This is a genomic window from Ewingella sp. CoE-038-23, from assembly GCF_040419245.1.
Classification (GTDB): domain Bacteria; phylum Pseudomonadota; class Gammaproteobacteria; order Enterobacterales; family Enterobacteriaceae; genus Ewingella; species Ewingella allii.
Genome location: NZ_JAZHOH010000001.1, coordinates 3712769 through 3732333 on the forward strand (window position 1 = coordinate 3712769; position 19565 = coordinate 3732333).

Sequence of the window (19565 nt, forward strand, 5' to 3'; positions counted from 1 at the left end):
TAGGCCGATTGGCGTCATAAGACGGGTTCGCTATCTGAATCACACAATATTCTTGCCGCACGGGCGAGATATCCAGCAGGGGCTTGTACCTGAGTCACTACGCTTCGGCACCCGCCGAGCTGATTTGCCACAGTTATCTGGCTTTGCCAGCCAGCCGCCAGTGGATAACCTTTGCCGCTAACAGCAAAGACCTCGAGCTGGGCGTGTGCCTCAGACTTTGCCTGTCTGAACTGCCACTGGCGGCTAAAGCCATTGCTCAGTGATTGGTAATATTGCAACAGCGCCAATAAAGAGACTGCGAGTAGCAAAGTCGCTATCAGCGCCTCTGGCAGGCTAAATCCCTTTTGCATTGTTATCCTCTCTTGCATCTTCTTCACAATAATCAGGCTCTGACTCAGGGCAGAAATCTAACCAGCCCTGCGCAATTGCGGCAAATCTGCGGCTGCCGTTCGGCGAACCCAGCATCCTCGCCTGCTGATAGACCACCAGCGGTCGCGTGTGGTTATCAGTTGTGCCCTCCCCCTTGAGCAAAAAAACGCCTTGGCGCAGGGAGGGACGAACACAGCTACGTAAGCTCTGCGGCGGCTGGCCGGGAATGTGGATATCAGCATGCTGGCACTGCCATTGATTGCTCGCTGAAGCTTGCCATGATTGGTTAAGTCCCCAGTTCAGTGAGGATTCGGCCTGCTCGCGCGCTTTTAGATAGCGATGCTCATGGCCAGTGAGTGTCAGGCTATCCGCCAGTTGCTGCCCAAGGTTAGTCAAAACGATAATCCCCAGGGACATCATCATCATTACGCTGAGCATCATGGCGCTGCCTCTCTGCCGCTGAATCCGCCATCCTGATACCATCATCTCGCCCGCCCTGCCACCCGGGTTTCAACCCGGCGATGCACCGTCGGCGTCTCGCGCCAGTGTGCAGTAATATTAATAGTAAACAATGAATTGCCACGTAGAGTTAGCCGCTTTGTGACGTTGAAATCGGTCACTTTGACTTCGGCGGGATCCAGCAACTTCTCCCAACTACTCCCTTGGCAGCTCGCGGCACCTCGCTGGGTTTCAATGGCGCCTGCGCGTAAGCGATAGGCAAAGTATTCGGCATTGTCATTGCCGGCAGGCTCCCAGCGGCCATTACGATTGAGGTCATAGGCGATGATGATGCAGGAATGTGCGGGCTCTCCTGTGCTTTGCCCAAAAACCGTGGCGCTCCCTCTGCATTCCCCATTACAAAAGCCGGAGCGACGCAGATCTTTCTCGAGATTAGAAACCGCGCTTCTCAGTAATTGGTCTAATTGGAAGTGATGACTAAGGTTTTGGCTGCGCTGGCGCAGCAAAGGATAAAGCTGCGCCGAACTGAGCATTAGCATGCTGCCGATACTCAAGGCCATCAGCACCTCTGGCAGAGTAAAACCGCGCTGTTTCAGACGCATAGTGATATTCCCAATATGGCTTTGCCTTCACTGCATATTCGAAGTCTGCCTCTGGCAGAAAGAATAATGCGCAGGCTGCCGGCAGAATTACGCAGAGTAATATGCCCAGCCTGAGCAGCATTGCGGATGCCATAAAAGCCCATCACCTTGTGGGTAAAATCGGCAATTTCCACCTCGGCATCAATAATGCGAAAGTGCGGCGCGGGATTAACTGCGTCACAGCGCACAGGCTTGTTTCCCTGCCCCACGCAGCCTCCGCTCCCGCCGATAACCCATAAAATAACAGAGCGGTTATAAGCATTCGCCTCAGCCTGCAGTTCAGTCAGGTATGAACGTAACCTTTGGGCATGCTGTTCCAGTACCAGCGATTGCTGATAGGCCCGCCAGCCCTGTAGCCCCCATAAGCTGCACATCGCAATAAGCGCGATCACCACCAGTATTTCAATCAGCGTCATGCCCCGCTCTTTTACTTCGTTGGTCATTTCCATGAGGCGAGTTTATCCAGCCATTTTCTCTGCGCTACGGGTAAGCCACTGATCTCCAAGAAACCTCGAGAAAATATTCTGCAAAAATCATCAATCACAAGGATTTTGCGTGAAGCCTCGCAAACTTGAATAGCGGGTGAAAAAATACCGGATACCGGCAGAAAAAAAGTGTAGAAAAGCGTCCAGGAAAGATGGCGTTAAGGGAGGGAGTTAAAAAAGGGAGAGTGAGTTTCCCGCCAGCGGGGAGCTGGCGGGAATAACGCGAGGTTAGATAGCGACCGGCGCTTTAATCGGTGGGTGAGGGTCATAACCCTCAATAGCAAAATCGTCGAACTCGTAATCAAACAGTGAGGCCGGCTTACGTTTGATAACCAGTTTCGGCAAGGCACGGGGTTCGCGACTCAGTTGCAAATGAGTCTGTTCCATGTGGTTGCTATAGAGGTGAGTATCACCGCCTGTCCAGACGAAGTCACCCACTTCGAGGTCACACTGCTGAGCCACCATATGCACCAGCAGAGCGTAACTGGCAATGTTGAATGGTAGGCCAAGGAAGACGTCGCATGAGCGCTGGTATAGCTGGCAAGAGAGCTTGCCGTTAGCCACGTAGAACTGGAAGAAGGCATGGCAAGGCGCCAAGGCCATCTGATCCAATTCACCGACATTCCAAGAGGAAACAATGATGCGACGAGAGTCAGGATCTTGCTTCAACTGTTTGATGACGTTGCTTAACTGATCGATCTGCTTGCCATCGGCCGCGCCCCAAGAACGCCACTGTTTGCCATAAACCGGGCCAAGATCGCCATTCTCATCTGCCCACTCGTCCCAAATGGTGACGTTGTTTTCACGCAGATAAGCAATGTTGGTTTCGCCTTTCAGGAACCACAGCAGCTCATGAATGATAGAGCGCAAATGGCACTTCTTGGTGGTTACCAGTGGAAAGCCATCTTGCAGATTGAAACGCATCTGATGACCAAAAATTGACACCGTACCCGTACCGGTACGGTCAGCTTTAGGTGTGCCCTCATCGAGCACCTTCTGCATTAAATCCAGATACTGTTTCATGTTACCTCAAGATAATTGTTTCTGCGGGCGACGGTAGGCCCAGATCATCACGATGACACCAGCGATAACCATCGGCAGCGAAAGGATCTGTCCCATGCTGATGAAGCCGTCGAACAGCCCCAGCTGAGCGTCCGGCTGGCGGAAGTGCTCAACGATGCTGCGGAATGCGCCGTAACCAATCAGGAATAGACCTGAAACAGCACCCATTGGGCGTGGCTTACGGATGAACAGGTTGAGAATAATAAACAGCACTACGCCTTCCAGCAGCAGTTCGTAAACCTGCGAAGGGTGACGCGGCAGAACGCCGTATTGGTTGAGCAGCGGCTGCCATTGCGGGTCAGCGGAGGCAATGGCGATATCTTCCTGACGCGAGCCAGGGAACAGCATTGCCCAAGGCACCGTGGTCACGCGGCCCCACAGTTCGCCATTGATGAAGTTACCCAAGCGCCCTGCACCGAGACCAAATGGGATCAGCGGAGCAATAAAATCTGAAACCTGGAAGAAAGTGCGTTTTGTGCGACGCGCAAACCACAGCATCACCACGATAACGCCAATCAAACCGCCGTGGAAGGACATGCCGCCATCCCAGACTTTAAACAGATAAAGCGGGTTTTCGAGGAACAGTGGCAAGTTGTAGAAAAAGACATAGCCGATGCGGCCGCCGAGGAAGACGCCTAAGAATCCGGCATACAGCAGGTTCTCAACTTCTTCTTTTTTCCAGCCACTGCCCGGCTTGTTGGCACGGCGCACGGCCAGCCACATTGCGAACACGAAACCGACCAGATACATCAAGCCATACCAGTGAAGTGAAACCGGTCCTAGCGAGAAAATGACCGGATCAAACTGGGGAAACGCCAGATAGCTATTGCTCATCTATCACCACAAGTAGTTTATTGTTTTATACCCTTCATACTTCGGGTGCAGGTGTGCTCGTTGCCTTCCTGCAACACGACGTACACAGATATCGCCCGGTTAGGGGTCAGCAGGTCGCGGATCATAGCACAGGCAATATGAGCCACGGGCAAACACGGCTGGAAAAGTTCTGTAAAAAAACGTCTCATTACCGCCAGTTTAATACTGACTGACGGCTGGAAAAGCAGTGATTTAGCGCCTTAGGGCTATTTACCGCCGCGAATCAAACCGCCTAAACCTCGGCGTTCCATAAAGGCTGCAGTCATATGTCGCACATCAGTGGTGAACTGGGCTTCAAGCACCCGGCGCGCCAACTCTTGAGCATCCGCCAGCTCAATACTGCGCAATAAATATTTAATTCTTGCCACACTGCGGCCGTTCATACTGAGGTTGCGGTAGCCCATGCCGGTCAACAGCAGCGCGCCCATTGGGTCGCCCGCCATTTCTCCACAGAGGCTGATTTGTAAACCCGCCGCTTCGCCTTCGGTCACAATCTGCTTCAAGACACGCAGCATTGCCGGATGCAGACTGTCATACAGACCCGCGACCCGCGTGTTGTTGCGATCGACGGCTAACAGGTACTGAGTCAGGTCGTTGGTACCAACCGAGATAAAGTCGACCCGACCTGCCAGCGATGGCAGCATGAAAATCATCGAAGGAACTTCGATCATCACGCCAATTCGGGTTTTTGGAAGATCGTAACCCAACTGCTCCTGCACTTCGCGCCCCGCGCGGTCGATCAGGCGGCGCGCTTCGTCAATCTCTTCCAGGCTGGTGATCATCGGCAGCAAAATACCGAGATTGCCGGTGGCGGCATTGGCACGCAGCATGGCACGTACCTGTATCAGGAAGATTTCAGGCTGGTCGAGGGTAATGCGGATACCGCGCCAGCCGAGGCAAGGGTTCTCCTCGCTAATTGGCATGTAAGGCAGCTGTTTGTCTGAACCGATGTCCAGCGTACGCAGCGTCACCGGCTTGCTTGGGAACAGCTGGAGCATGCCCTGATACTGCGCTACCTGCTCCTCTTCAGAGGGGAAACCGCTCTGCAGCATAAAGGGAATTTCAGTACGGTAGAGACCCACGCCGTCGACACGGCTGCCAAACAGTTTCTCGTGGTCGGCGCTCAAACCGGCATTCAGCATCACCTGAACGCGCTCGCCGGTTTTCATCGCCGCGGGCTGTTCTACGTCATACTCGGCGCGCTGGCTTAGCTCCATCTCTTCGCTAATCAGGCGCTTATATTCATTGACCAGCACGGGTTCCGGGTCGATCAGCAACTCGCCGCGATAGCCATCCACAATTAATTGGCGCTGGCTGAGCAACGAAGGCTGAATATCGGCCCCCATGATGGTCGGCACACCCATGGCGCGCACCAAAATCGCGGCGTGCGAGTTAGCCGCGCCGTCGCGTACCACCACGCCAGCAAGGCGATCCTGAGGCATTTCCGCCAGCAGGGTTGCCGTCAGCTCATCGGCCACCAGAATGAAACGCTCTGGCCACGTCGTATTGCCCTGAATGGTGTCATCAAGGTGGAACACCAGCCGCTGGCCGAGCGCGCGCAAATCGCTGCCGCGCTCGCGCATATAAGTGTCTTGCAAGCTGGCGAACTGCGCGGCGAACTGCTCGACCACTTTCTTAACCGCCCACTCGGCCACCGCGCCCTTGTCGATCTCAGTGAATAAATCACGTTTGAGGCGCGCGTCGTTGAGCAGATGCGAGTAGAGGTCGAAAATAGCCGCGCTCTCTTTTTGCGCGCTGGCGGTGAAACGCTTACTGAAGCGGCGGAACTCGGCTCCGGCTTCTTCCAGTGCGCGGGTCAGGCGTTCGCGTTCACGCACGGTGTCCAGCGTGGACGCCATGTAGACTTGGTCAAGCGAAGGCTGGGTGCTGTCCTGCCAGCCAATGCCGATAGCTACACCCGGCGAGGCGGCCAGCGCTTTGACGCGAGTCTGGCGAAAGCGGCCATAGAGAACGTTGAGCTGCGCTTGCGAAAGTATCCCTGCCAGCTGGTTGGCCAGCGTGACCATAAAGGACTCTTCACCTTCGTCGAACTGCCGATGCTCACGCTGCTGGATAACCAACACGCCAAGCAGCTGACGACGATGAATGATCGGGACGCCGAGGAAGGATCTGAAAAGATCTTCTTTAACCTGAGGAATATATTTAAAACTAGGGTGGCTCTGAGCGTCGGCGAGGTTGATGGGTTCGGCAAGCCGCCCTACCAACCCGACGATCCCTTCGTCAAAGGCTAGCGTGATAGTGCGCCCGCGAGGTTTTTTCAAACCTCGCGTCGCCATCAGGTAGTAGCAACGGCGGTCATTATCAGCGAGATAAACGGAACACACTTCTGTGTCCATCGCCAGGCAGGTTTCATTGACCAAAACGTCCAGCGCATCATTCAGGCTGGACGCCATTGCTACCTTTTCAACAATTTCTCGCAAACGCGTGAGCATCTCTTTGCGACTTAGCCTCTTTTCCGACGGTAAGCGGGCGATGTCCGGGGCACGGGGATCTCCTGTATTGGCATCACAGTCGTGGAGAACTCTTTCATTACGCGGCGGTAAACATCACGTTTGAAGGACACGACCTGACGCACCGGATACCAGAAACTCACCCAGCGCCAGCCATCGAATTCTGGCGTACTGCTGCGCTGCATGTTGATGTCCGCATCATTACACATCAATTGCAGCAAGAACCATTTTTGCTTTTGGCCGATACACACCGGCTTTGTATCCCAACGCACCAAACGTTTTGGCAATTTATAGCGCAACCAGTTGCGGGTCGAAGCCAGAATACGTACGTCTTTTCTGCTGAGACCTACCTCTTCAAACAGTTCACGGTACATGGCCTGTTCGGCGGTTTCGCCAGGGTTGATGCCCCCTTGCGGAAACTGCCAGGAGTGCTGGCCGTATCGTCTGGCCCATAAAACTTGACCCTGCTTGTCGCAGATTACGATACCAACATTCGGGCGGTAGCCATCATCATCGATCACCGGACTACCTCAATAACTTCAAATCATAGATGTCTTGATTGTTTCATACTACCAACAGGCGGTAAACCACTGCTTACCCCCTATCTTCACGAATAAAAATGGGATAACTCACAGAGAATGGCAAAGTTATAAACAGAAGCTCGCCATGTCGTGCGATTTTATTCACTTTTTCTGTGGATAGATGTGTGAAGAACTTCATAGCAAGAGGGGTAAAACTATTTTTAGCTTTTTCTTACCCTCAGATGACAGTGATATTAAAGATATATATTTCATGTAATTAAAAGTAATTCACAGCTTCTTCACTGGGTTTACTCAGCCCTTAATGAGTAACAGCGATCGCTATTGGCGAAAGATCCATCAACGCCGTTTTTATCCACAGAGAAAGTCGCTACTTTGTCCAATTATGGGACAAAAAGACAAAATACCCCCTCCGTCAAGCCTGTAAATCGAACCAGTGATCGGAATAAGCTGAGGTTATCCAGAAAATCTGTGGATAACTAGGGGGAAGATCCTGTTCATTGTCACCCGCAACTGTGGATCAACTTTATATTATCCCTCGCGCGATCGCGGCTATGCGGAAAAAAAAGCGCAATAAATCATGCTATTATTCGACCTATCCACGGGTATAACTTTTAATTCCCGATGTGATTAAACCTGCGTATGAAAATTAACCAATAAATCTGAGACTTGCTGTATGTCGATTCCATTTCCTATGACAGAACCTCCCAAGGATGAACAGAGCCTGCTGGCGCGCGCCCAGTCCCTGGCTGGTTACTCACTGGGTGAACTGGCTGCCCGGGCTTCTTTGCCTATTCCTCCTGATCTCAAGCGCGAGAAGGGTTGGGTCGGCATGCTGCTTGAGGTCTATTTAGGGGCGATGGCGGGCAGTAAGCCGGAGCAGGACTTTGCGGACATCGGCGTCGAGCTAAAAACCATCCCCATCGACGCACAGGGTAAACCTTTAGAGACCACTTTTGTCTGCGTCGCGCCCCTGACCGGCAACAGCGGCGTGACGTGGGAAAATAGCCATGTCAGACATAAATTGGCGCGAGTGCTGTGGATACCGGTCGAAGGCGAGCGGCAGATCCCGCTGGCAGAGCGCCGCATTGGTGCGCCTCTCATCTGGAGTCCTTCCGAAGAGGAAGAGCAGCAACTGCGCGAAGACTGGGAAGAGCTGATGGATTTGATTGTTTTGGGCAAGGTCGAAACCATAACCGCGCGTAAAGGCGAATTCTTACAACTTCGTCCCAAAGGGGCCAATAGCAAAGCCCTGACGGAAGCCATTGGTGAGTTTGGGCAGCCGATCATGACCCTGCCCCGTGGCTTTTACTTGAAGAAAAGCTTTACCGGCCCTCTGCTGGCTCGACATTTCCTGCTTTAAATCAGCCTTATTGATCTATACGAAATAAAACGCTTTTTTTTCAACGGTCGTCTGGCCCTTTTGCTAGGCTGTTGACTATCTTTATTTACAGCCCATTACTTAGAGGAATAATCATGAAAAAAGGCTTAATGATAATCAGCGCTGCGCTGATGGTTGTCGGTTTGGCAGGGTGTGCCAGCGATTATGTCATTTCCACCAAAGACGGCAGTATGATCCTGACCGATGGCAAACCTAAGCTGGATAAATCTACCGGCCTGCTGAGCTACACCGATGATCAAGGCAATGAGCGTCAGATCAACAACGATAACGTGAGTCAGGTGATGAAACGCTAATTAACATGAATTGCCAGCGGCCCTTTCCGCTGGCCTTTTAGGCGCTCTTGCCATTTTCTGCCTATCTCCGCTGCCGCACTTCCCCCACTCGCACCGCTTGTATATAGTCAGTTAACACCCGTTTTGTGAAGATAAGTCAGTTGAGGCGCTTTTATCGGCCTGACATTCTCAGAGAGTAAGGAAGACCGGCAATGCAATATCACCGTATACCCCATAGTTCTTTAGAAGTGAGTCTACTGGGACTCGGCACCATGACCTTTGGTGAACAAAACAGCGAAGCCGATGCCCACCAACAACTGGATTACGCCGTGGCGGCGGGTATCAACTTTATTGATACTGCAGAAATGTACCCCGTGCCACCGCGCCCTGAAACTCAGGGGCTGACCGAGTCTTATATTGGTAGCTGGCTGAAAGCGCGCGGCAATCGCGAGAAAATCATTCTCGCCAGCAAAGTGTCCGGGCCTTCACGCAATAACGATAACGCCATTCGCCCGGCACAGATGCTGGATCGCAAGAACATCCGCGCCGCAGTGGACGCCAGCCTGCAACGTTTGAACACCGACTATATCGATTTGTATCAGGTGCACTGGCCGCAGCGCCCAGCGAACTTCTTCGGCAAACTGGGTTATCAGTACAGTGAAGACAGCACTCCTGTCACTATTTTGGAAACGTTAGAAGCGTTAAACGAGCAGGTTCGTGCCGGGAAAATCCGCTATATCGGCGTCTCCAATGAAACACCTTGGGGCGTGATGCGCTATCTGCAATTGGCCGAAAAGCACGACCTGCCGCGCATTGTGTCGATTCAAAACCCGTACAGCCTGCTGAATCGCAGCTTTGAGATTGGTCTGGCGGAAATCAGCCAGCACGAAGGCGTTGAGCTGCTGGCCTATTCCAGCCTGGCGTTCGGCACTCTGAGCGGCAAGTATCTCAACGGCGCTAAGCCTGCCAACGCGCGTAACACGCTGTTTAGCCGCTTTACTCGCTACTCTTCGCCGCAGTCTGAACTGGCGATTGCCGAATACGTCGCGCTGGCTAAGAAGCACAATCTCGACCCGTCACAAATGGCGCTGGCCTTTGTTCGCCAACAGCCATTCGTTGCCAGCACCCTGATTGGCGCCACCACGCTGGAACAGCTGAAGACCAACATCGACAGCCAGAACCTGACGCTGGACCAAGAAGTGCTGAACTCGCTGGAAGAGATCCACAAACGCTTCACCATTCCTGCACCTTAAGTCTGAACGATGGGCACAAAAAAGGGCGCCGAGGCGCCCTTTTCTTTTATCTGTGACTCATTATGGCGCGCGGCGCTTTTGCGCAATCTGCCACGCCCAGAGCGCGATAATCGCCAGAGCAAAGACGACGCCGAAGCCGACACCAATGGCGAGAACCGGCGCACCGGCCATCACCGCCAGCGAATACAGCCCGAGCATCAGCAGCATCGCGGTATTCTCACCGAGATTCTGCACCGCAATCGCGTTACCTGCGCCGACAGACGCCTTGCCGAGATGCTGCAATAAGGCATTCAGCGGCACCACGAAGAAGCCGCCCAATATCCCCACCAGCACCAACAGAATATACGCATTCAGCATCTTGGTTTGCAGCGTGAACACCACCACCGCCACGCCGATAGCGATACCCGCAGGCAGACAGCGTTTCACCGTTTTTAGCGTGATGAGCTTGGCCGCCGCACCGGCACCGAACACAATACCAATCGCCACCATGGCGTTAAGCAGGGTCGGGGTTTTGTTATCCGTAATGCCTAGCGCCACCGGCACCCACAGCACCAGCAGGAAGCGCAGCGTCACGCCCGCGCCCCAGAACAGGCTGGTGCCGACTAATGAGAAGCGCGTTTCAGCATCTTTCCACAGGATACGGCAGGCGCGGAAGAAGGTGCCGGTCATCGCCGATAAGCGCCATGACTGGCCCGGACGCGCGGCGGCCAGCTTTGGAATGAACCAGTTAGCCACCACGGCTAAGCCGTAAGTCAGCACACAAACGCCCAAGGCGGCCAGCACGTTCCAGTCGGCCAATGCCCCACCGGCCACGGAACCCAGTAGGATAGCGGCGATGGTCGAACCTTCCATCAGGCCGTTAGCTTTTACCAACTGCTCGCCTTCGGTGATTTCGCCCAAAATGCCGTATTTGGCTGGCGAGTAAGCCGCCGCGCCAATGCCCACCAGAGTGTAACCCAAGAAGGGATTTAGCCCGACGCAGATCACCGCCGCCCCCGCCAATTTGAGGATATTGGCGAACATCATCACCCGGCCTTTGGCAAAACTGTCGGCGAACTGGCCGACAAAAGGCGCGAGAATGATGTAAGTGGCGACGAAAGCCATTTGCAGAATAGGCTGGCTCCAGTCGGGGTAAAGCTGTTGTTTAATCAACGCCAACGCGGCAAACAGCAGCGCGTTATCGCCAAAGGCTGACAAAAACTGGGCGACAATTACCGCGACCATACTGCGCGACATCAGCGGAGATTTGGCGGCTAAAGGCTGATTCATTCTTGGGGCTCCGGTTTTTCTGCCATCTCTCGCAGAGTGACAAAATCTGGTTTACCGCTGCCAAGCAGCGGTAAGGCTTTCACCACGCGAATATCGCGCGGCACGGTAAGTTCCGGCAGCCCAAGTTCGCGGGCGGCTTTGGATAAGGCGTCACGACGTAATTCTGCATCCGTTGTGAACAGCACCAGCGCCTCGCCCTTACTGCTATCGGTGCGCGAGGTCGCCGCATGCTGCCCATCAGGTGACGCCTTCAGCGCCAACTGCTCCACACTTTCCAAAGAGACCATTTCACCGGCCAACTTGGCAAAACGCTTAACGCGGCCCTTGATGGTGCAGAAGCCCTGCTCATCTAAGGTGACAATATCGCCGGTGTCATACCAGCCGGGCTGGATCTCGCCCTCGGCGTTCTCGGCCTGCGGTTTTTCCAACACGCCCGGATTTTCTACCCGCAGGTAGCCTTTCATGATATTTGGCCCGCGCAGCTGCAAGCGGCCGCCCTCTTCAATCCCCGGCACCTTGATCAGTCGCGACTCCATGCCCGGCAGAATACGGCCAACAGTTTTAATTTTGGTCGCCATCGGCACGTTAATCGACACCACCGGGGCACACTCGGTCACGCCATAGCCTTCAAGAATGCGAATGCCGAACTTGTCCTGCCAGATTTGCTTGGTGCCTTCAGACAGCTTCTCAGCCCCCGCTACCACATAGCGCAGGCGCGCAAAGTCATAAGGATGAGCGAAACGGGCATAGTTACCGAGGAAGGTGGAGGTGCCGAACAGCACGGTGCAGTTCTGGTCATAAACCAGCTCCGGCACGATGCGATAATGCAACGGACTTGGGTAGAGGAACACGCGTGCGCCGGTCATCAGCGGCGTTAACAGGCCGACGGTCAGGCCAAAGGCGTGGAACAGCGGCAGTGACGACATAAAACGGTCACGCGGCGTGAAGTCTGCAATGGTGCGGATCTGCTCGACGTTGGCCAGCAGACTGGCGTGGGAGTGCACCACGCCTTTCGGATTGCCCTCGGAGCCGGAGGTGAACAGCACCAGCGCGGCGTCGTCGGGTTTCTGCGGCAGCATGGCCCGGCTTGGGAAAATCAGGTGGAATAAAATCCACAGTTTGTCTTCTTTGGTGACGGTATCTTTTAAGTCTTCGAGATAGACCCATTTCGCCTCAGGCACGTTCTCCGGCAAATGAGTCAACTTGCCCTTTTCCAAAAACTGGCGCGAGGTGATGATGGTTTCAATGTTTGCCGCTTTCATAGCGCTTTTGATGCCCTTCGCGCCAGAGGTGTAGTTGAGCAAAGCAGGAATACGGTTGCGCATCGAGGCGCCGAACAGCGCGGCGGCCATAATGGTCGCGTTGGGCAGAAGCATCCCAACGTGCTCGCCCTCGCGGGTAAAGCGTTGCAGGATGCGGCTTACGCCAAGGGATTTCTTCAGCAACCCCTGATAGCTATCTTCTTTAAACGCGATATCAGCAATGCAGGGTTTTCGGCGGCCGTAGCGAGTTTGAGCTGAAAGCAGCGCCTGATAGAGCGTTTGCGGCTCGCGGGTCGTCATCCGCGCGTCCATCATAATGTCGTGCAGCTTTTGCCCGGCCAGTACGCGGCGGTCGCGGGCGCGCGGGGCTTCAGGCATAGACACCTGCTGCGGCGGTAAAACGTTGATAGTGATTTTTGGGAACCAGCGGATTTTAAAGCTGCCGAACAGGCGGCCAAACGGCGTGTACTCCGCGCCATCAATGCGCACCGGCAGCACCGTGGCCTGCGACTTCGCCGCCACAAAGGCCGCGCCGTCATAAATTTTCATCAATGAGCCGGTCACCGTAATGCGCCCCTCGGGGAATACCACCACCGGGCGACCTTTCTCCACTTCCCGCACCAGCCGTTTGATTGCCATCGGCTTGGTCGGGTCCAGCGGCACGAAGTCCACATACTGCTTCAACCACTGCATATACCAGCTGTCGGTAATATCCGAATAGACCGCAAACACCGGCTTAACAGGCAGAAACAGCACCAGCAGCACGCCATCGATAAATGACACATGGTTTGGCGTTATCAGCAGCTTAGGGTAATTGAAATTGGGGTGAGCCGGGGTCACCGACACGCGAAACGCCAGGCGGAATACGATACGGAAAAGAGCGAAAAGAAATCGATACATCAGTGCCATCTCCTTATGAGCCATCCCTGAGTCTAAGAAAAAAAAGGTTATAGAAACAGCATACTATAGGAGACGGAGATTTGACGAAGGTAGGGAAGAAGTTTAAGACTTTGCGAGGTGTGCCCATATTACAACCGAATTTTGGCAAAAAAAAACCTACGCATCCGCGTAGGTTGGTGCAAATTTAATCGGTATCAACATACAGTGTACGCTGATGATTCACCAATCAATACCTCTGGGACGTTCAATTTATCCGCTTTGGCCGATCAACAGCCAGCAGCCAATCGCAACATAATCACGCAAAGTGTAACCAGTGGTGAAAAACTGCCTGAGTTTAGCCATTCATGAAACATCAGGCAGTTACCTCATTTTTTGAACATTTATCTCACCATTTCGGTGCAGAAATCCGTCATTTCGACCTCACTTATGCCGCGCTACTTCCACCAGACAGCTCATGGCGTTTGGCCCCTGTGTCAGCCGCGAGGTGCCGATGTCTAAGGTCAGCACGTTGGGATTCCCCGCCTGCTCGGTTTCTTGCCACGGGCCGCCAAATCCCGGATCGAACCAGGCTCCGGTCGCCATCAGCACCACGCCGCGCGCAATACCTTCATTCAGCTCCACGCCCGCCAGACAGCTGCCCCGCGCGTTGAAAACTTTGACCTGATAACCCTTTTTCAACTGCCTCGCGGCGGCATCGGCGGGGTGCATCAGCAGCGTCTCTTTGCCTGCAGTCTTGTTGCTCTGCGCCAGAGGGGATTGATCCATCTGGCTGTGCAGACGATCTTTAGGCTGAATGGAAATCAGGTGCAGCGGCCAGGTTTTTGCCGTCTCCGACCCCAGCCATTCCACCGGCGGCCGCCATTCAGGATGGCCAGCGAAGTCGTCATAGCCATAACCGGCGATTTTCTCGGAGAAGAGCTCAATCTTGCCACTTTGCGTCGCCAGCGGGTTGGCGCGCGGGCTTTTGCGAAATTCTTCGAAAAACACATAATCCTGCTGCGGCATGGGCAGTTCGACCGAGCCGCGCTGCCAGAAAGTGTCGAAATCCGGCCATTGCGCTCCCGTCCCCTGCTGCGCCGCGCCGCACTGCTGGTAAATCTGCCTCAGCCAAGCATTCTCATCGCGCCCCAATGTAAATTGCTCGCGATAGCCCAAGCGTTCAGCCAAATCGGCGAAAATGTCGATGTCATTGCGCGCCTGATGCCGTGGCGCAATCGCCTGATGCATCGCCAGCACGTAGCGATCGCGCGAAGAGCCGCCAATGTCATTACGCTCAAGGGAAGTGGTGGCGGGAAGGACAATATCGGCCATGCGCGCCGCCGCGGTCCAGACGTTGTCCTGCACGATAATGGTATCCGGCCGCTGCCAGCCTTCTACCAGCCGATTCAGCTGCTGGTGATGGTGAAAGGGATTGCCGCCCGCCCAGTGCACCAGATGGATGTCGGGATAATGAGAGGTTTTGCCTTGAAACTCATAAGGCTGGCCCGGATTAAGCAACATGTCGCTGATGCGTGCCACGGGAATAGATAAGCCCGAGGGGTTCGGTCCGGTGCTGACGGCAGGCCCCGGCGTGTCGAAACGCGGGTTGCCGACGCCGTTCATTGAGCCGTGACCAAAGGAGAAACCGCCGCCCGGTAGCCCAACCTGTCCGAGCATCGCCGACAGGGCAATCATCATCCAATAAGGCTGCTCGCCGCGATGGGCGCGCTGCACCGAGTAGGCACAGGTAATGAAACTGCGCACGCCAATCAGCTGTTGCGCCAGTTTGGCGATGCATGCAGCGGGGATGCCAGTGATCTGGCTGGCCCACTCCGGCGTCTTCTCCACGCCGTCGCTTTTACCCTGTAAATAAGCCTCCAGCTGGGGATAGCCCACGCAGTGCGAGGCGAGGAAGGCATCATCCTGCGCGCCAAGCCTTTGAATTTCAAAAGCCAGCGCCATCATCAGCGCGGCGTCGGTGTTGGGCCGAATCGGGATCCACTCGGCGTTGGCAAACTCTGGGCAGTCATCGCGCATCGGGCTAATGTTGACGATCGGCGTGCCCTTTTTCGCCAGCTGCTCCAGCGCCGGTTTGAGAGTGTGCGCCACCGCCCCGCCCGACGCCACTTGGGCATTTTTCAGCGCTAAGCCGCCAAATGCCAGCAAGATCTCGGCATTATCCACCACGCTCGGCCAAGTCGTCACCCGGCCAGTAAGCGGCGTGAAGGTGCCGATAATGTAAGGCAGGAAGAATTGCGCCGTCCCCCAGCTGTAGTTCCCCTCCTGATCCACCCCGCCGCCGCCGGTAAAGTAGAAACGCCGCACCAGCGAACGCGCGTGGTGCAAACGCCCCGCCGACGACCAGCCGTAGGAGCCAGTGAAGATCCCCGCCGCGCCATATTTTTCCCGCACCCGGCGGTTCTCTTCCGCCACCAGATCCAGCGCCAGATCCCAATCCACTTCGACAAAGTCCTCCTTGCCCCGCAGCGCCCGGTTGCTGTGCTCACGCTTTTGCAGCCAAGAGCGCCGCACCGCCGGTTTGCGAATGCGTTTGTCGGAATAGACCAGAGGGATGATGGAGTCCAGCATTGGCGAGGGATCGCTGTCTGCGATGTGGGGTTCACAGCGGATCAGGCGTCCATCTTCAACAACGGCGGTGTAAGCCCCCCAGTGGGCCAACTGTGGGAATCGGCGAATAGTCATTAAGGGTTTCTGTCTCGGGAGTAGGAGTTTCAGGGGAAACATGCACTAGTTTGGCGTTCAGTTCAACGCCGAGAACTTTTTTGGGCGGCTGCCCAAGCCCGCCTTAAGGTCAAGACCGTGGGCTCGCCGCCCACGGTCTTGACCTTGAAGTTGAATTTGCCCCGTCAACCTTTGACCCAGATCACATGCTTACCATCCCATGGCCTTGCGGCCCGAGTCATTTTCCGTAAAACTGATAGTGTAAGCGTTTACCCTCACACAAATTTTGGACGTGTAATGGCTACCATCAAAGATGTTGCAAGACTGGCGGGTGTTTCCGTCGCCACGGTTTCTCGCGTAATAAATCATTCGCCAAAGGCGAGTGACAGCTCGCGGGAGGCGGTGCTTAGCGCCATGCAACATTTGCAATATCATCCGAATGCCAATGCACGCGCCCTCGCACAGCAGTCTACGGAAACCCTTGGTCTGATCGTGGCCGATGTTTCTGACCCCTTCTTTGGCGCGATGGTGAAAGCCGTCGAGCAGGTGGCTTACGCCACCGGCAACTTCCTGCTGATTGGTAACGGTTACCATAATGTGGATAAAGAGCGTCAGGCGATTGAGCAACTGATTCGCCATCGCTGCGCGGCATTGGTGGTTCACGCCAAGATGCTGCCGGACGACGAGCTGCAAAGCTTAATGAAACAGATCCCCGGCATGGTGCTGATTAACCGAACCCTGGCAGGTTTCGAGCAGCGCTGCGTGGCGCTGGACGACCGCTACGGGGCATGGCTGGCGACCCGCCATCTGATTCAAAGCGGCCATCAGCGGATTGCGATTTTATGCTCCAACCACGGAATTTCGGACGCCAGCGATCGCCTACAGGGCTATCTGGACGCGCTGCAAGAACACAATATTCCGGTGGACGACAAACTGATTGCCTACGCCGAGCCGGACGAGATTGGCGGCGAGCAGGCGATGGCGGACTTACTGGGGCTGGGGCGCAGCTTCACGGCGGTGACTTGCTACAATGACTCGATGGCGGCAGGGGCGCTGTCGGTGCTGAGCGACAACAGCATTGATGTGCCGACCGATATTTCACTGGTCGGTTTCGACGATGTACTGATTTCCCGCTACCTGCGCCCGCGTTTAACCACGGTGAGATATCCGGTAGTGGCGATGGCCAATCAGGCGGCGCAGCTGGCATTAGCCTTAGCGAACAACCAGCCGCTGCCGGAAACCACCCACATGTTTAGCCCGACGCTGGTGCGCCGTCATTCCGTCACCAGCCCGGCGAGCTAAGCCTTAAATCAGCTCCAGCGCCAGCAATTCCTCAATGGTTTGGCGGCGGCGGATCAGGCGCGGTACGCCATTTTCAAACAACACTTCTGGTAACAGCGGGCGGCTGTTGTAGTTGGAAGACATGGACGCGCCGTAAGCGCCAGTGTCGTGGAACACCAAATAATCGCCAATTTCCACCTGTGGCAGCGCGAAGGTTTCTACCCCGCCCCCCGCCTGCTGGGTGAACACGTCGCCGGATTCACACAGCGGACCGGCGATCACTGAGTCAATCAGTGGCGCATTGCTGATGTCGCGGCCATCGGCGGGCAGCAGGGAAATATGGTGGTAGCTGCCGTACATCGCCGGGCGCATTAAATCGTTGAAACCGGCATCGCACAGCACGAAGTGGCGGCTGCCCATATTTTTGGCGGCACGCACCTGCGCCACCAGCACGCCGGATTCGGCCACCAGGAAGCGGCCCGGCTCAATTTCCAGATGAACGGCATGGCCCAGATGTGCAGCAATCTGCTCGCGGGCGCGGTTCCATAAGCCGTAATAATGCTCGGTATTGATGGCTTCTTCGCCGAAACGGTAAGGAATCGACAGGCCGCCACCGGCAGAAATGGCGTCAATATCATGCCCGGTTTCAATCACCTGACGCACCATGGCGTCGCACACTTGCTCCAGATGGCCGTAGTCCACGCCGGAGCCGATGTGCATATGAATGCCCACCAGCTTCAGGTCATAACGTTGAATCTCCGCCAGCGCCTGCGGCAAATCGCCGAACCAGATACCGTGTTTACTGTTCTCGCCGCCGGTGTTGGTTTTCTGGCTGTGGCCGTGACCAAAGCCCGGGTTAACGCGCAGCCAAACCGGGTGCCCGGCTTTCTGGCGGCCAATCTGCCCCAACATATCAATAGAACCGGCGTTAACCGGAATATCCAGCTCGGTGACGCGGTCTAGCGTCGGCTGGTCCAGCACGTCGGCGGTAAAGACAATTTCGCTGGCTTCGCGGCCCGGCTTAAAACCGGCCAGCAGCGCACGCTCGATTTCCCCCAGAGAAACTGAGTCAACTTTCACGCCCTGCTCGCGCATCAGGCGCAGAATATGGATATTGGAGCACGCCTTCTGAGCAAAACGGATCACGTCGAACTGGCGCAGCTGGCTGATACGCTGAGTGATGATCTCGGCATCATAAGCCCATACCGGGCAGCCAAATTGTTGGGTCAGTGCCAGTAAATTAGCGGCGTTCAGAGCAGTAGAAGTGTCGTTTAAGGCGCGTGGCATACAAGATCCTGAAGTCTGAAGAAGCGAAAGTTAACCTGAGTATCCCGCACTCGGCGACTGCTTAAAAATATCTATTTCGCACCATTCTATTCATTTATGATATGGATATTCCTCTCCCACGGAGAAGCCAATGCCCGCCATTTCCCTGCGCCATATCGAAATTTTCCACGCCGTGATGACCACCGGCAATTTGACCGAGGCCGCCGCGCTGCTCAACACCTCGCAGCCCACGGTGAGCCGGGAATTGGCGCGCTGCGAGAAGCTGCTCAATCTCCAACTTTTCGAACGGTTGCGCGGCCGCCTCTACCCGACGGTGCAGGGGCTGCGGCTGTTTGAGGAGGTTCAGCGTTCCTATTACGGGCTGGATCGTATCGTCAGCGCGGCGGAGGGCATTCGCCAGTTCGAGCAGGCGCAGCTCTCCATTGCCTGCCTGCCGGTGTTCAGCCAGTCGCTGCTGCCCGCCGTGTGTAAGCCTTTTCTGGATCGCTACCCTGACGTCAGTTTCAACATCGTGCCGCAGGAGTCGCCGCTGCTGGAAGAATGGCTTTCTGCGCAGCGCCACGACCTTGGGTTGACGGAGAATACCCATACGCCCGCGGGCACCGAGCGCCAGCCTTTGCTGACCTTAAACGAAGTGTGCGTGCTGCCCGCCGACCACCCGCTGGCGGCGAAAAAGCGACTGACGCCGCAGGATTTCGCCGGGCAGAACTTCATCAGCCTGTCGGCGACTGACAGCTACCGCCAGCTGCTGGACGCGCTGTTTGGCGAGCATCAGGTGGCGCGCCGTCTGGTGCTGGAAACCCACAGCGCCGCCTCGGTGTGCAGCATGGTGCGCGAAGGGGTTGGGGTATCGATAGTCAACCCACTCACCGCGCTGGACTATGTGGAGCGCGGCAACAGCGGCATGGTGATCAGAGCGTTCAGCCTGCCGGTGCCCTTCACCGTCAGCCTGATCCGTCCGCTGCACCGCCCCGCCTCGGCGCTGGTTTCAACCTTTATCGAGCACTGTCATCAGCAGGCCCTGCGTTTTCCTCAGCGTTTACAGGCGGTAATGGCGCATGAATAAGGCGCAACCTTGA

At 55.5% G+C, this 19565-nt stretch carries 17 protein-coding genes; 5 read left to right on the forward strand and 12 right to left on the reverse strand.

What is annotated here, in order from left to right; translation table 11 throughout:
- Nucleotides 1-14: 14 nt before the first annotated feature.
- From V2154_RS17830 to rppH, 8 genes are all read right to left on the reverse strand, one after another.
- On the reverse strand, nucleotides 15-368 hold the full coding sequence (locus V2154_RS17830; RefSeq protein ID WP_353503264.1) for a prepilin-type N-terminal cleavage/methylation domain-containing protein: 354 nt from the start codon (nucleotides 366-368) through the stop codon (nucleotides 15-17).
- Nucleotides 334-855, reverse strand: a complete 522-nt coding sequence (locus V2154_RS17835) for a YgdB family protein (RefSeq protein ID WP_353503265.1) — start codon at nucleotides 853-855, stop codon at nucleotides 334-336. Before V2154_RS17835 ends, V2154_RS17830 begins: the two co-directional genes overlap by 35 nt.
- The gene (locus tag V2154_RS17840; protein ID WP_353503266.1) at nucleotides 852-1430 is read right to left on the reverse strand and encodes a prepilin peptidase-dependent protein; all 579 of its coding nucleotides are present in this window, start codon (nucleotides 1428-1430) and stop codon (nucleotides 852-854) included. The genes V2154_RS17835 and V2154_RS17840 overlap by 4 nt, the downstream gene beginning before the upstream one ends.
- Complete coding sequence (locus tag V2154_RS17845; RefSeq protein WP_353503267.1) at nucleotides 1421-1918, reverse strand: prepilin peptidase-dependent protein; 498 nt, start codon at nucleotides 1916-1918, stop codon at nucleotides 1421-1423. The genes V2154_RS17840 and V2154_RS17845 overlap by 10 nt, the downstream gene beginning before the upstream one ends.
- 264 nt (nucleotides 1919-2182) lie before the next feature.
- Complete coding sequence (gene thyA, locus V2154_RS17850) at nucleotides 2183-2977, reverse strand: thymidylate synthase (RefSeq protein WP_353503268.1); 795 nt, start codon at nucleotides 2975-2977, stop codon at nucleotides 2183-2185.
- Nucleotides 2978-2983: 6 nt separating this feature from the next.
- Complete coding sequence (lgt, locus tag V2154_RS17855) at nucleotides 2984-3850, reverse strand: prolipoprotein diacylglyceryl transferase (protein WP_353503269.1); 867 nt, start codon at nucleotides 3848-3850, stop codon at nucleotides 2984-2986.
- A 245-nt stretch (nucleotides 3851-4095) separates the two neighbouring features.
- Nucleotides 4096-6342 (reverse strand): phosphoenolpyruvate--protein phosphotransferase, encoded by a 2247-nt coding sequence (ptsP, locus tag V2154_RS17860; protein ID WP_034792869.1) that lies wholly within the window; start codon nucleotides 6340-6342, stop codon nucleotides 4096-4098.
- Between the two features lie 11 nt (nucleotides 6343-6353).
- Nucleotides 6354-6881 (reverse strand): RNA pyrophosphohydrolase, encoded by a 528-nt coding sequence (rppH, locus tag V2154_RS17865; RefSeq protein WP_353503270.1) that lies wholly within the window; start codon nucleotides 6879-6881, stop codon nucleotides 6354-6356.
- A gap of 694 nt (nucleotides 6882-7575) precedes the next feature.
- On the opposite strand from rppH, the gene mutH reads away from it, so the two are divergent.
- The 3 genes from mutH (at nucleotide 7576) to V2154_RS17880 (ending at nucleotide 9826) form a co-directional block, all read left to right on the forward strand.
- A complete protein-coding gene (gene mutH, locus V2154_RS17870) occupies nucleotides 7576-8262 on the forward strand; it encodes a DNA mismatch repair endonuclease MutH (protein ID WP_353503271.1) in 687 nt (228 codons plus the stop codon).
- Between the two features lie 113 nt (nucleotides 8263-8375).
- Nucleotides 8376-8594: a YgdI/YgdR family lipoprotein gene (locus V2154_RS17875; RefSeq protein WP_353503272.1), complete on the forward strand. Its 219-nt coding sequence runs from the start codon at nucleotides 8376-8378 to the stop codon at nucleotides 8592-8594.
- 191 nt (nucleotides 8595-8785) lie between these two features.
- Nucleotides 8786-9826: an NADP(H)-dependent aldo-keto reductase gene (locus V2154_RS17880; protein WP_353503273.1), complete on the forward strand. Its 1041-nt coding sequence runs from the start codon at nucleotides 8786-8788 to the stop codon at nucleotides 9824-9826.
- Between the two features lie 60 nt (nucleotides 9827-9886).
- On the opposite strand, the gene lplT is transcribed toward V2154_RS17880, so the two are convergent.
- The 3 genes from lplT to V2154_RS17895 form a co-directional block, all read right to left on the reverse strand.
- Nucleotides 9887-11095, reverse strand: coding sequence for a lysophospholipid transporter LplT (gene lplT, locus V2154_RS17885; protein WP_353503274.1), 1209 nt, complete (start codon nucleotides 11093-11095; stop codon nucleotides 9887-9889).
- Nucleotides 11092-13257 (reverse strand): bifunctional acyl-ACP--phospholipid O-acyltransferase/long-chain-fatty-acid--ACP ligase, encoded by a 2166-nt coding sequence (gene aas / locus V2154_RS17890; protein WP_353503275.1) that lies wholly within the window; start codon nucleotides 13255-13257, stop codon nucleotides 11092-11094. Before aas ends, lplT begins: the two co-directional genes overlap by 4 nt.
- A 420-nt stretch (nucleotides 13258-13677) precedes the next feature.
- On the reverse strand, nucleotides 13678-15939 hold the full coding sequence (locus V2154_RS17895) for a molybdopterin guanine dinucleotide-containing S/N-oxide reductase (protein WP_353503276.1): 2262 nt from the start codon (nucleotides 15937-15939) through the stop codon (nucleotides 13678-13680).
- Nucleotides 15940-16215: 276 nt separating this feature from the next.
- Here V2154_RS17895 and galR point away from each other — a divergent pair, with 276 nt between their 5' ends.
- Complete coding sequence (gene galR / locus V2154_RS17900) at nucleotides 16216-17220, forward strand: HTH-type transcriptional regulator GalR (protein WP_353503277.1); 1005 nt, start codon at nucleotides 16216-16218, stop codon at nucleotides 17218-17220.
- Between the two features lie 3 nt (nucleotides 17221-17223).
- Here the strand turns inward: galR and lysA are convergent, their stop codons facing one another.
- A complete protein-coding gene (gene lysA, locus V2154_RS17905) occupies nucleotides 17224-18486 on the reverse strand; it encodes a diaminopimelate decarboxylase (protein ID WP_353503278.1) in 1263 nt (420 codons plus the stop codon).
- A 130-nt stretch (nucleotides 18487-18616) separates the two neighbouring features.
- Between lysA and V2154_RS17910 the strand changes: the two genes are divergently transcribed.
- A complete protein-coding gene (locus V2154_RS17910; protein ID WP_353503279.1) occupies nucleotides 18617-19552 on the forward strand; it encodes a LysR family transcriptional regulator in 936 nt (311 codons plus the stop codon).
- Nucleotides 19553-19565: the final 13 nt, after the last annotated feature.

Bases quoted from the DNA above. Each gene is read 5' to 3' on its own strand.
- V2154_RS17830 (WP_353503264.1), bottom strand. From the start codon at position 368: ATGCAAGAGAGGATAACAATGCAAAAGGGATTTAGCCTGCCAGAGGCG.
- V2154_RS17835 (WP_353503265.1), bottom strand. From the start codon at position 855: ATGATGGTATCAGGATGGCGGATTCAGCGGCAGAGAGGCAGCGCCATG.
- V2154_RS17840 (WP_353503266.1), bottom strand. From the start codon at position 1,430: ATGCGTCTGAAACAGCGCGGTTTTACTCTGCCAGAGGTGCTGATGGCC.
- V2154_RS17845 (WP_353503267.1), bottom strand. From the start codon at position 1,918: ATGGAAATGACCAACGAAGTAAAAGAGCGGGGCATGACGCTGATTGAA.
- thyA (WP_353503268.1), bottom strand. From the start codon at position 2,977: ATGAAACAGTATCTGGATTTAATGCAGAAGGTGCTCGATGAGGGCACA.
- lgt (WP_353503269.1), bottom strand. From the start codon at position 3,850: ATGAGCAATAGCTATCTGGCGTTTCCCCAGTTTGATCCGGTCATTTTC.
- ptsP (WP_034792869.1), bottom strand. From the start codon at position 6,342: ATGCTCACGCGTTTGCGAGAAATTGTTGAAAAGGTAGCAATGGCGTCC.
- mutH (WP_353503271.1), top strand. From the start codon at position 7,576: ATGTCGATTCCATTTCCTATGACAGAACCTCCCAAGGATGAACAGAGC.
- V2154_RS17875 (WP_353503272.1), top strand. From the start codon at position 8,376: ATGAAAAAAGGCTTAATGATAATCAGCGCTGCGCTGATGGTTGTCGGT.
- V2154_RS17880 (WP_353503273.1), top strand. From the start codon at position 8,786: ATGCAATATCACCGTATACCCCATAGTTCTTTAGAAGTGAGTCTACTG.
- lplT (WP_353503274.1), bottom strand. From the start codon at position 11,095: ATGAATCAGCCTTTAGCCGCCAAATCTCCGCTGATGTCGCGCAGTATG.
- aas (WP_353503275.1), bottom strand. From the start codon at position 13,257: ATGTATCGATTTCTTTTCGCTCTTTTCCGTATCGTATTCCGCCTGGCG.
- V2154_RS17895 (WP_353503276.1), bottom strand. From the start codon at position 15,939: ATGACTATTCGCCGATTCCCACAGTTGGCCCACTGGGGGGCTTACACC.
- galR (WP_353503277.1), top strand. From the start codon at position 16,216: ATGGCTACCATCAAAGATGTTGCAAGACTGGCGGGTGTTTCCGTCGCC.
- lysA (WP_353503278.1), bottom strand. From the start codon at position 18,486: ATGCCACGCGCCTTAAACGACACTTCTACTGCTCTGAACGCCGCTAAT.
- V2154_RS17910 (WP_353503279.1), top strand. From the start codon at position 18,617: ATGCCCGCCATTTCCCTGCGCCATATCGAAATTTTCCACGCCGTGATG.